Below are 12366 nucleotides of genomic sequence, written 5' to 3' on the forward strand. Positions count from 1 at the left end.
TATATGACGTACTATAACCATTATCGCGGGCAGTGGAACTTGAAAAAGCTGCCGCCTGCAGAATACAGACGACAGCTTCAACAAGCAGCTTAGGCTTTTTTTATAATTGTCCTTTACAAAGGGTACATTTTATTGTACAACAATATGGTCTTTTTATTTAATAAGTACAATCACTTCCGTTAGTGGAATACCCCGGAAGAAATTCAAAAGAAAATTCATTCTTCACTGTCACGCTGATCCTGGTCTTTTTTGATATTCATTTTCAAGGTTGTGTTGATGTTCATTAATGCTATTAATATAAACCCGAGCATTATGAAAGTGACAATTTCCCCTGTGAAAAATGATACAATTCCTAATATCAAGGCATATAGCCCGTACCACTTGTCATTCATATGTAAAACCTCGCTTTTCCTTATTCTAATACATGCAATTTCTATGTGCTAAATGGAATGATTTTTTCAACAAGAATTTCTTCCATTGTGCATTTACCATAAATAGGATTCTTATTCATTTATGAAGTGCTTCGTTCAATAGGGACCAAGTAAGTTAAATTGAATGACGATCATGATGGTCGCTACTATTATAAGCATTTCCGTTACAGTCAAAATAGATTGTTTTGGATCGTGTGTGTACTTCCACTCGAAAAAGGCTCTTATCAAATAATCCAGGATCGCAAAACCCACCATTGCGAAGAAAAACAAGTAAAGTAACTCCTCCCTATAAAACAACAGCATAGAATATAAAGTGATTAGGCTAATCGTAGAAAAAATCCGCAAAAATTTATCGATTTTTCGATGCGATTCATTTATATGATTATACGAAAAAAACTTTTTCTTTACTTTTTCAATTTTAAGTAGCCTCCTTAGAAGAAACTTAACTAGTGAAATAAGAGCAAAAACAAATACCAGAATCAACCCGAGTTTTAACCAGAACACACAACTCCTCCTCTACTATTAACCACTTTTTATTCTTCCCTTCATTCTATTCATCGGTATCCTTTCTTTTCGTAATTATACCAAAGATATCCAGAGTCTACTAAAAAATTAAGAATCATCACGAAATATAGTCTCTAGCTCAACCGTATACTAGTAAGTTTCGATTGTGGTGTATCTATAAACGGAAATCACTCTATTTAGCCTATGAAGCAAGCAATATAAATCGAAGGGGAAGTGGATATGCACTAAGTGGCTACAAAGCAATACTTGAAAACAAGGGCTATTTCAAAGTACGGACAGGTAGACAAAATTCTACGTCGAAATGCTATCAAATCAATTATGCGATGTATGTGTAAAAATACATAATTTGCAAGGGGTGGAGAGCTATACTTCCACTCTTTTTTAGCGTATGTAAAATTTATTTTTAAAATCAGTATCCTTTTCTTAAAAACTCTCTATATGGAGTATGAGAAGTGCAAAGTGAGCACTCATCTACTACCTATCTACAAGGGGAGAAGCCAAATGAAATTATTAATTGAAGAAGAGTCAATACCGCTACTACCGTCGCTCGTACACTTAGTAGGAATCAATGGAGCACTATTTATGCAACAAGTACATTTTCGCTCGCTTATATCCAAGAACGTTCGGGACGGCCATAGGTGGATCTATAAAACGTATGATGACTGGACTAAAGAATTTACGTTCTGGTCGACGAACACGATTAGACGTATTATTTATGATCTTGAAAAAAAGGGTTATCTCATTTCAGCACATCATCACAACCGGATGAAGATCGACAACACGAAATGGTACCGAATCGACTATACTAGATTGCCTGAAAGTACATTCGAACATGGGCAAGTCACTTGCTCAGAAGCGCCAAGTGCGCCTGGCGAAGTTAAGCAAGTCCACGTGGCAGATTTGGGCAAGCCAATAACCAAAGAACTTAAAGAATCTTTAAAAATAAAGAATAAAGACCAAGTCGAGATGAATCTCGACGTCGCACATAGTGTGATTCAGTATTTGAATGATCAAACCGGAAAGCAATTCAAAATCACTTCAACAACTACTAAGAAGTTCATCGCTGGCAGAGTGAAAGAGGGCTATACGCAAGAGGATTTCATGAAAGTCATCGATCTCAAAGTGTCACAGTGGATGAACCATGCTGAATTCAACCGCTTCCTGCGGCCATCGACGTTATTTAGCGCAACGAATTTTGAAAACTATATCAATGAACTAGCTGTAATGCAGAAGCCGAAAAAGCGTTTGCTCGCTCTACCAGTGCTGGATTTCAATAAAGGGGATGAACACGTATGAATAGTGAACTAATGGAAAAAAGTCTTCTCGGTACGATGATGGAGGAAAATTATTTGGTTTTGGACAGTGGGATTCAGACAGCATTCTTTGAGACACAGCTGCACAAAAATATTTATCTTACCATGAAAGAATTAGCTAACAACGGACGCCCAATCGACTTCATCACCTTGCTGACGACACGGGAACCGGCAGAACTTGGTGGGGCCAATTACGTATCGGAATTACGTCGCTTTGCCAACCCCGCGCGCTTTGACGAGTATTTGGAAATGGTTATTACAAAGTGGAAAAAACGCGAGATGGAGAGAATCTTACAGCAAGCACAGGTCGAACAGTGGGAACTTAATGATGTTTTTAAAGAGTTAGAAAAACTGGATACCGATTACACGTCAGATGATTCGCTGTTACTCGACGAGATCCTGGTGGCACAGTACGAACGCCCATTCATCGAAGGACCGGAGATGACAGGAATTAGCACAGGCTTACAGCCGATGGATTATCTGCTGAACGGATTCCAAGACAGTGAATTCATTGTCATCGCTGCAAGACCTTCTATGGGGAAGACGGATACACTCAATCATCTCGCGCTGACTGCCGGATTAAACGATCATTTACCGATCGTCTTTTCACTCGAAATGAGCCGTAAAACGATGACCGACCGTCTGATATCGACAGCGGGTGGATACAGTCGATTAAAGATGCGCGATCCATATAAACATTTTGATAACACACAGAAGAATACATGGATGACAGCACTAGAGCATCTGCAAAGCGCTAAAATCCGTATCGACGACAGAAGTGGAATAAAAGTGAGTCAAATAAAAGCCACTGCCCGCAGAGTCATTAAAGCACAACCGGACAAGCGACCGATTATTTTCGTTGATTACTTACAGATCATCCAACCGGAAGAAAGAACGAATAACCAAAACCAAGCAATTGGCCAAATTAGCGCAGACCTAAAAACGATGGCAAAAGAATTTAACTGTCCTGTTGTCGTCCTGTCTCAGCTTTCCAGAGCAGTCGAACAACGCCAGGACAAGCAACCGATGATGAGCGATCTACGAGACTCCGGCAACATCGAACAAGACGCCGACGTTGTGTGCTTCCTCTACAGAGATGATTACTACAATCAAGAATCGGAACTCAATAACCTTCTCGAAATCACGGTTGCCAAGCACCGTAACGGTCCAGTCGGTGGCTGCACTGTTTACTACAACAAAGACAATGGCCGACTCGCTTCAATGTCCTGAACCGTTCTAAATATTTTGCCCCACTAAAGGAGAGTGTACGTATGATTACAGTTGAAGAATTATTTGATTACGCAGTTGATACCGATATGTCCTTAACTGCTCACAGTATCTTCTGGGCGATTACGAATCAAAAGATTTGCATGGATGAAGATAGCAAAAAACTAAAAAAAATTAAGTTCGACGAGGAAGCAATCCAGCAATCGATGAAAGAGAACACATTGCGTATTGGTGAGATCAAGCTCTTTGTCGTGGAAAGTAAGCAACCGAATTGGTATGCATTTTATCTCGGTAAGAAAGAGGCAGATGCTTATCGATTACATAGCGAAACATTTCGAGAGACCGGTGTGAAGGTCACGCACGCTGATCGATTGATGCCGAATTTATTAACATTTGCGGAATCAGGAAAAGAAGAAAGTTTGTACGAGTATCGAAAGCGTATGGTGCAGTTTCCGGTGTATGTGGGGCATGTGGAGGCAGGGAAGCGTTTGGTGCATCGTGTATAAGCGAGAGGAGAGATGGGTGTGAACATAGCACGTACTACACGTTCTGTATTTCACAAGCCATGTTTAAATCCAGCTATCTTCATTGAAGAAGATGAGCTGGATCTCTAGTACAAAGTGAATTCATTTCAAGGGCTTTCAGGATCAGGATTCTTTTTTAACTTATTTCTTCGAAAGGCATATACGATAACTAGTAAAAGAGGCAAGAAAAGTCCAATTGATATGGAAATGAATATTTCAGTCGATTGTTCAATTTCTTTTTGGTAGACGACGTTCGGATAGATCACGAGAGAAAGTATCACGGCAATCATGCCTAACGGTAGCGTTAAAGGGCGGTAGTCTTGTAAGTTTAAAATTTGGGCGATCCCCAAAACGGAAGCATAAAAATAAAGAATCGTCTTAAAATAGAGCGCGATAAACCAAAGGAAACCCATAAATTCTTCAATGCGCTGTAAAAAATCACCAACATTTATTCGTTTAGCCAATTCATAGCCTGGATAAATCTGTATTGCTGTATCATCGGCACCTACTACCGAAATGCTTAAGAATGTAAAAATGAAGATAAAGATTCCGCCTATTAAGTTTCCAATTAAAAAGGATTTTTTAGCCTGTTTCATTTTATTGAGCAAGGACGGGAAGATCATTAATAACACAATTGCGTTGACAGAAGAAGAGGAAACAAAATAGACACTGGATTGAACAAGCGTTTTTGTTCCTGTCTCAAAAACGGGCTGTAAATTTTCAAATTTGATTTCAGGTGAAATAAATACCACTAAAATGAGAAAAAGGATAAAGAATACGACTATAAAAATTTCTGCAGACCGAGCGATCGTTTCCAATCCAAGCCGGACGCCCATCACGACGATTCCCATCATCAGAATATTAAGAGCTAGTGAAGGAGTGTTAGGCATCATATTGGTCGTGATAAATGTCGAGGAATAATACAAAAGACTAGCCGTGTAAAGTGCTGCCATGGATACAAATAATACGGAAACAGCTTTCCCTATCCACTTACCAAATATCTTTTCGTTGATTTGGATATAAGTGAGATGAGGGAACCAAAGAGCTATAGTCGTGAATAGCCAAATGACCAATAAGCCGATTCCCATACCAATTATAGCGGCAATCCACGCGTCTTGTTTCGCTTCGGTAGCTAATACTGACGGAACAATTAAGATGCCTGTACCAATCGTAAAGAAAATAACCAAAACTAGGAATTGGTATGGATTAATTTTAACATTTTGCATCATTTCATATCCTACCTTTCCCTTCACATGAGTCTTTACTTCAGCAAAGGAGCAATAAGGTTAGTAAACAGTGTAAACAAAAAAGTGAGCAAGTCCATTGGAGTGGGAATAGTTTTTCCGAATGCAAGCATAATGCCTAGCACGACACCAATCGCAAGAAGAATGGAAAACGCGAGCAATTCTTTTTTATGTTTTTTATCCAAGAGTGGAGGAACTTCAAACCACACAATCGCAGCAGCTATCAAAAGTATGCTTATACTTTTTAGCATAATCCGTTAATCCTTGATCTTATTTAGGAAGGAATTATTTATTGTACCCGTACGGCGAATGTTCATATCAATTTGTACATTCACCGGCAAGTCGGTAAACTTTTCATCCCAATGTTCTTTCATTTTGTTCCACTCTTTAGGATTGGATCGATGAATGGCTTCACCAAATCCGAAGATGTCTGATTTATATTCGTTTTGTACCGTTTCTATTGTTCGTAGAATAATTTCTTTCACCTCTTTTTCATAAATTTTCTCTAGCTCGTGAATGGTTTCTGGTTTCAAAAGATCAATTGAACATAGTACTTCTCCTATATTGCCTTCTGCCTCAATTTGAATATTCACTTCAGGCTCTCCTTTGTTGATAGCGCCTTTAATCTTAGAATGATATTTAAGAATATCTATAGTGATTTTTCCTTCTTTAGGACAAGGAATAGAGGTGACGGTGTATTTCACTGAGTTGGTAATATCTGAGTAGCCCCTGCTTTCTTCTTGGGTTAACCAGCCGACTAGCTTATCTGCTTTAAACACAGCTAAATCATCATATTGAATTCGTGCGGCAGGAGTAATCGATTCAACATTCTGTTTGCTTTTTCCTATTTCTTCGTCTCCTATTACTTGAATCCCTGTTAACACAGCTTCCTTTCCGTCACTTATGAGATTGGTTACTAGCTCATCTAATATAATGCCTTCTGTTCCGGCCCAGTTTTTTTCTGATATTTTAAGCGCATTAAACATTTTATTGGCTGGAATGCTTTCTATAGGTGTAGTCACATTCAATACTTCAGATGCAGTCAAATGTTTCGCAATGACTACATAGAAGTCTGATCGAAGCTCCCAATCTCTTGATAGTAAATCTAATGATTCGGCGATCCCTTCTTTGGCTAAGTCTTCACTGAGAACTAGTATTTGTAGATGTCCGGGATAAATTTTTCGTGGGGTGTTCTTTGTCATTTTTCGAAAGGCTTCATATACAGTGTCCCCGGTTGCTTTATAGAGAGTGACCGCTGAACGTCCTGTACTTGCCTTCATGGATACTTCCGAAGGCACGACGACTTGTGCACTTACTACGTATTCATTTTCAATTTTATCTATTCCTATTGCCATTGTAATACTCAGCTCATTTAATTCCCTCTTGTCCCAGCACCCCGACAAGAAGAGGGGGAGAATCAAGAGTGTAACTATGCACTTTTTCATCAATGAACTCCCTTTCCTATTCCTCATTTTTTGGGCGGCTGTGGTTTTGCAGAGGCTGGATCTTGTTGTCTCACCTTATTTGTTTGATTGGTTAGGCGAGGGCGAGTAAACATTTTCCATATTGGCACCACAATTAACGTATCTTTTTGATCGGAAACATTAAATGGAGCTAAAGGTGACATATAAGGCATACCAAATGAACGTAAGCTGCATAAGTGGAGAATAAGAGCCACGAAACCAATGGCGATGCCGAATAAACCAAACGAAGCAGCTAGCACCATAAATCCAAAGCGTAGTATCCTAGCAGATATGGCAAAGTTGTAAGTAGGTGAAACAAAACTTGATATGGCGGTTATGGAAACGACGATGACCATTGCAGCTGAAATAATACCGGCTTCGACCGCTGCGGTACCAATCACAAACGCACCTACAATGGACATGGCTGAACCGATGGAGCGGGGCATCCTAACGCCTGCTTCCCTTAATATTTCAAAAGTGACTTCCATTATGAGGGCTTCAATAAATGCCGGAAATGGCACACCTTCTCGTTGGGCTGTCAGGCTAATAAGGAGTGCAGGTGGTAGCATCGTTTGATGAAAAGTGGTAATCGCAATAAATAACGCCGGTGCAAGCAAAGCAATTAGGTATGCAAAGAAGCGTAACAGTCGAATTAGACTTCCAATACCGGTATGCACATAGTAGTCTTCAGGAGATTGGAAAAATTGGACGAATAGTGCGGGAACAATTAGTACAAAAGGGGTTCCATCTACTAAAATGGCTATGCGTCCTTCAAGAAGTGCTGCAGCTACTGTGTCCGGACGTTCGGTATTAAAAACGGTAGGGAAAGGAGAGTATGTTGAATCTTCAATAAGCCCCTCGATATTACCACTTTCCAAAATCCCGTCAATATCTATTCGATCCAAACGCAAACGGACTTCATCGACGATTTTGTCATTAGCAACCCCGTGAATATACATAATGGCAACATTCGTTTTCGTCCGTGTTCCAATCACTTTTGACTCCATCCAAAGACTCGGATCTTTCAGTTTCCGTCGAACCAAAGCTGTATTGACACGCAGATTTTCAGAAAAACCTTCGCGCGGTCCTCTAACTACTGTCTGAGACGCAGGTTCTGTTATTCCACGCTCAACCCAATGCTTATTACCAATGACCAGACCTTCGGCATAGCCATCGATCAAAAGAATCGCATCCCCTGATAAAAGGGAAGTGAAGAGATCATCAAAATTGGTTAGATCTTTAATCTCTCCTACCGTCATGGCAAAATCTTTTAATGCAGTTAAAAGATTTTGCTCAGGCGTTAACTTCTTCTCTAATCCGGTACTTTTTATATCTAGCATCAAGGTTTCCATTATGAAATTTTGTAATGAAGGCGTATCAGACAACCCGTCGGTATAAAAAATACCCGCTTTAACCGATCCACCTCTACCAATTCGTATTTCACGAATGACAATATCGGTGCTCTCGCCCAGGCTATCCTTTACGAATTGTATATTGTCTTGAAGACTTGTCTTTAAATCGTTTGTTGAGTTTGTTGAACTGGTTTCTTTCGTTTGGCTAGGGGGAGTGGATTGTACTTTAGAGTTACCTTTCTTTTTGAAAAAGCCCATACACTACCTCATTTACTGTTTGGTGTTTTGCGTAGGTACGCATATATATTGATTTTTCATTACTGTTTTATTCATCATGTCCTTATTATTGTTATTTTATGCGGGTTGGGCGGGGAAATGAAAGGAGTAATTGATTGGGGTGGATGTAGAATAAAGTAAAAGATTAGAGTTATTGGTAGCATTAATTGGAAGTCTAGAAGATAACTAAAATTGTTTAATATAATTCGAGCGCATAAAAATTTTGAAAATTTTCTTGCATTTTGCTGTCTGAACGGAGCTATCATGCTAGAACTATTAGAGAAACAAACACGAGTGTTTTTCAGAATTATTAATACATCTAGTGAAAAGATTAGTTTTTATAATCCAAAATAGTATTGGGACAAGGCACCTTAAAGTGCCAGCTATCGATCATCATATCGATGGCTGGTACTCTTTTTTTATTGAGTTGAATCGGGAAATACTAAGATTTAATACGATGCATACTGGTGCTAGAACCTGGTACCTCTACTATAGGAATGGTATACTGGCAGATGGATATTTATATAAACCCGATCACAAAGATGGTGAGGAGTTAAATAGAATGACATACGCATTAGAAATTAAAGATCTAAAAAAAGTCTATGCTGGTGGTGTTGAAGCTTTGCGTGGCATCGATTTGAAAGTGGAAGAAGGAGATTTTTATGCTCTTTTAGGTCCTAACGGTGCCGGCAAATCTACAACTATCGGCATTGTGACGTCTCTCGTCAATAAGACATCAGGAAAAGTGAATGTCTTTGGCTATGATATGGATACGCAGTTAATGCAAGCCAAGCTGCAGATCGGTCTGGTTCCTCAAGAATTCAACTTCAGTCCGTTTGAAACGGTTCAGCAGATTGTAGTGAACCAGGCGGGCTATTACGGTGTGTCTAGGAAAGAGGCGCTAAAGCGTAGCGAAAAATACTTGAAGCAGTCTGATTTGTGGGAGAAACGAAATGTTCAGGCCCAGATGCTTTCTGGAGGGATGAAACGTCGACTGATGATCTCACGTGCTTTGATGCATGAACCGCGCTTACTTATTCTTGATGAGCCTACAGCTGGTGTAGATATTGAATTAAGACGAGAGATGTGGACATTTCTTAAAGAATTGAATGAAAATGGCACGACGATTATTCTGACAACACATTACTTGGAAGAAGCGGAAATGTTGTGTCGTAATATCGGGATCATTCAAAAAGGGCAGCTAATTGAAGATACTAGTATGAAATCATTGCTCGCTAAGCTTCAGTATGAAACCGTTATTTTAGATATCGAACCTTCAGGACGGACGCCAGTGATTAAAGGTTATACTAGTGAACTCATGGACGATGGATCTCTTTCTGTAGAAGTAGCACGTGATCAAGGGATCAATGAAGTGTTTAACCAATTGACAGAACAAGGGATTAAAGTGTTATCTATGCGCAACAAGTCCAATCGATTAGAAGAGTTATTTTTAAAGCTTACGGAAGAAACTGCATAGTGGAGGATATACATGTTTAAATTATATTTAACAGCATTAAAAGGTTTATCGGTCAAAGAAACGAACCGCTATTTAAGAATCTGGGTCCAAACATTGGTCCCGCCAGTCATCACAACTTCTTTGTACTTTATCATTTTTGGGAATTTGATTGGTGAACGGATTGGCGAAATGGACGGATTCTCTTACATGGAATTTATTGTCCCAGGATTGATCATGATGTCAGTCATCACTAGTTCCTACTCAAATGTTTCGTCATCATTTTTCTCGCAAAAGTTTCAAAAGAACATTGAAGAACTATTAGTTGCCCCTGTACCGACTCATATTATTATTTGGGGCTTTGTCATTGGAGGAATAGGAAGAAGTGTTCTCGTAGGGATACTGGTCACGATAATCTCTCTGTTTTTCGTGCCGTTGCAAGTGCACTCGTGGAGCATTGTCATCTTGACGTTTTTGATGACGGCTATTTTGTTCTCGTTGGCGGGCCTGTTGAACGGTATTTTTGCCAAGTCATTTGACGATGTGTCTATTGTGCCTACGTTTATTCTTCAGCCGTTGACTTATTTAGGTGGCGTATTTTTTGCCATCTCGATGTTGCCTCCATTTTGGCAAGTAATTTCACAGTTCAACCCGATCGTTTACATGATTTCCGGATTCCGGTTCGGGATTCTCGGTGTGATCGATGTACCCATTATATTTTCCATTGTCATTTCGATTACGTTTATCGTAGTGCTTTACGTAATCAATTGGTATTTGATTGAAAAAGGCCGTGGACTGAGAAGTTAACATCTTGGACGTACTGTATCAGTTACTTGAGAAATAAACTTGAATGCCTAAACCATACAATAGACTCCTGATCAGCCCACTTCGTCATGTGAGCCAATCAGGAGTCTGTTTTAATTTAACCTCGCATAGCTTCTTGAGCAGCAGTGGACCCTAACAAATCAATAGGCATTGCTGTCATATCTTCAGAGTCCTTCATATTAAACGTCGTCACGCAACATTTTCTGAGAGCTACATGCTCCTGAATAAGATTTTTATCTCAAATTCAAAGTAGCATGACGTAGCACCTAATACCATTCCCTAAACTTCAATTATTTCGATGGAGATATATTTTATAAAAGAAATCCCTTCTACGACCTAAATCAGTCGCAGGAGGGTTTTTGCTGATAAATATAATTCACCGTCGCTTTATAAACAGTTGGAGATGCATGCGGTCTTAAATTCGAGATACTAGGTCCCAATGTTTGTTAGCTAGATTATGGGGAAGATCGCTATCTTGGAGTAAGTGGGGATAAAGAATAGGGATTTTCGTGAATTTCCATTGAAATGAATACGTGTCGTTAACTATATAGAAGATTTAGATAACTATTTATATCTCTTAGTGTATACTTTAAGTGTATTTAAACTAAGGTGGTCAAACCATTGATACATCAACACATATAGAGGGAGGAGCTATTATATTGTTAAATTTCACAGTCGGTCCTGTCACACTTGATAAAGAAGTGCTGAAAATAGGGTCCAAACAAATGCCTTACTTTAGGAATGAAGAATTCTCTGCCATGACATTAGAAAGTGAAGAGCTGTTAAAACAAAGTATGAACTCTCCCGTAGATTCTAAAGTTGTTTTTTTAACTGCCTCAGGTACAGCTGCAATGGAAGCAACCGTTTTAAATTTGTTTGATCAAGAAGACAAGTTGCTTGTTGTAAATGGAGGAGTTTTTGGTTCTAGGTTCTCAGAGATTTGCCAAGTCCATAGTCTACATTATAAAGAGATTAAATTAAACTTCTTTGAAGATTTAACTATTGGTGATTTAATTCCTTACGATAAAAAAGGTTTTACCGGCCTTCTCATTAATATACATGAAACCTCTACAGGTGTACTCTATGATATAAATTTGGTTAAGGAGTTTTGTAAAAAAAATCATTTACTCCTAGTAATAGACGCAATTAGTTCATATTTAGCCGATCCTTTTGACATGGAAGGAAGTACTGCTAATGCAGTTATTATTAGCTCCCAGAAAGCATTAGGGCTCCCGCCGGGTATGTCCTATGTTGTTCTCGACAAAAAATCACAAGATCGTGTGAGAGAGATTTCCTTTAAAAGCGTATACTTTAACTTCAACAAATATTTGTCTGACGGTGAAAGAGGGCAGACTCCCTATACTCCAGCCGTAAGTAATTTGTTACAATTGAATAAAAAATTGAAGTATGTTGATAAACAGAGTGTTACAAAAATAATTAAAGAAACTAGAGAACTTGCCATTCATTTTAGAAATGAAATTATTAAGCTGCCTTTTGAAATTCCAACTAAAAGTCCTTCAAACGCATTAACAGCTGTAAGTCCACTTAGATCAATAAGTCCTGAATCAGTTGTTCAATCTCTTAAGATGAATAGTGATATATATGTAATGCCTAACGGAGGAGAATTAAGTTGTAAGATATTTAGAGTCGGACATCTCGGTGCAATTACTATCGAAAATAACCAATATCTACTAGATGAAATAAAGAAAAATTTAAAAACTATTTCATAAAGG

Annotated in this window: 13 protein-coding genes; 7 read left to right on the forward strand and 6 right to left on the reverse strand. The window is 38.8% G+C overall.

The genetic code is table 11. The features are described from left to right. Positions 1-93 (forward strand): IS3 family transposase (locus CSV70_RS16950; RefSeq protein WP_369802589.1); only part of this gene is annotated, 93 nt, incomplete at its 5' end. Positions 94-215: 122 nt separating this feature from the next. Here CSV70_RS16950 and CSV70_RS16620 read toward each other — a convergent pair. Further along, positions 216-392, reverse strand: coding sequence for a hypothetical protein (locus CSV70_RS16620; RefSeq protein WP_199171629.1), 177 nt, complete (start codon positions 390-392; stop codon positions 216-218). Positions 393-527: 135 nt separating this feature from the next. Beyond that, positions 528-935 carry a DUF4181 domain-containing protein gene (locus CSV70_RS14125; protein ID WP_099629289.1) on the reverse strand — a complete coding sequence of 136 codons (408 nt, stop codon included), beginning with the start codon at positions 933-935 and terminating at the stop codon, positions 528-530. Positions 936-1457: 522 nt separating this feature from the next. Between CSV70_RS14125 and CSV70_RS14130 the strand changes: the two genes are divergently transcribed. The 3 genes from CSV70_RS14130 to CSV70_RS14140 are packed head-to-tail and all read left to right on the forward strand — an operon-like array spanning position 1458 to position 4002. Then, complete coding sequence (locus CSV70_RS14130; protein WP_158232425.1) at positions 1458-2252, forward strand: conserved phage C-terminal domain-containing protein; 795 nt, start codon at positions 1458-1460, stop codon at positions 2250-2252. Beyond that, positions 2249-3499 carry a replicative DNA helicase gene (locus tag CSV70_RS14135; RefSeq protein ID WP_099629291.1) on the forward strand — a complete coding sequence of 417 codons (1251 nt, stop codon included), beginning with the start codon at positions 2249-2251 and terminating at the stop codon, positions 3497-3499. Before CSV70_RS14130 ends, CSV70_RS14135 begins: the two co-directional genes overlap by 4 nt. Before the next feature lie 41 nt (positions 3500-3540). Beyond that, positions 3541-4002 (forward strand): hypothetical protein, encoded by a 462-nt coding sequence (locus tag CSV70_RS14140; protein ID WP_099661135.1) that lies wholly within the window; start codon positions 3541-3543, stop codon positions 4000-4002. A 125-nt stretch (positions 4003-4127) separates the two neighbouring features. On the opposite strand, the gene CSV70_RS14145 is transcribed toward CSV70_RS14140, so the two are convergent. The 4 genes from CSV70_RS14145 to CSV70_RS14160 are packed head-to-tail and all read right to left on the reverse strand — an operon-like array spanning position 4128 to position 8337. Continuing rightward, the gene (locus tag CSV70_RS14145) at positions 4128-5246 is read right to left on the reverse strand and encodes a GerAB/ArcD/ProY family transporter (RefSeq protein WP_233191824.1); all 1119 of its coding nucleotides are present in this window, start codon (positions 5244-5246) and stop codon (positions 4128-4130) included. Positions 5247-5281: 35 nt separating this feature from the next. Beyond that, entirely contained in the window at positions 5282-5515 is a 234-nt protein-coding gene (locus tag CSV70_RS14150; protein WP_099629294.1) for a hypothetical protein, read from the reverse strand. A 6-nt stretch (positions 5516-5521) separates the two neighbouring features. Continuing rightward, entirely contained in the window at positions 5522-6736 is a 1215-nt protein-coding gene (locus tag CSV70_RS14155) for a Ger(x)C family spore germination protein (protein ID WP_369822363.1), read from the reverse strand. After that, positions 6733-8337 (reverse strand): spore germination protein, encoded by a 1605-nt coding sequence (locus CSV70_RS14160; protein ID WP_085130908.1) that lies wholly within the window; start codon positions 8335-8337, stop codon positions 6733-6735. The genes CSV70_RS14155 and CSV70_RS14160 overlap by 4 nt, the downstream gene beginning before the upstream one ends. A gap of 580 nt (positions 8338-8917) precedes the next feature. Here CSV70_RS14160 and CSV70_RS14165 point away from each other — a divergent pair. The 3 genes from CSV70_RS14165 (at position 8918) to CSV70_RS14175 (ending at position 12363) form a co-directional block, all read left to right on the forward strand. Further along, positions 8918-9832 carry an ABC transporter ATP-binding protein gene (locus tag CSV70_RS14165; protein ID WP_099629296.1) on the forward strand — a complete coding sequence of 305 codons (915 nt, stop codon included), beginning with the start codon at positions 8918-8920 and terminating at the stop codon, positions 9830-9832. Between the two features lie 12 nt (positions 9833-9844). Beyond that, the gene (locus CSV70_RS14170) at positions 9845-10615 is read left to right on the forward strand and encodes an ABC transporter permease (protein ID WP_099629297.1); all 771 of its coding nucleotides are present in this window, start codon (positions 9845-9847) and stop codon (positions 10613-10615) included. Between the two features lie 677 nt (positions 10616-11292). Beyond that, positions 11293-12363, forward strand: coding sequence for a pyridoxal-phosphate-dependent aminotransferase family protein (locus CSV70_RS14175; RefSeq protein WP_099629298.1), 1071 nt, complete (start codon positions 11293-11295; stop codon positions 12361-12363). The last annotated feature ends 3 nt before the right edge of the window (positions 12364-12366 follow it).

The sequence above is a fragment of the Sporosarcina sp. P25 genome, from assembly GCF_002743235.1.
Taxonomy (GTDB): Bacteria; Bacillota; Bacilli; order Bacillales_A; family Planococcaceae; genus Sporosarcina; species Sporosarcina ureae_B.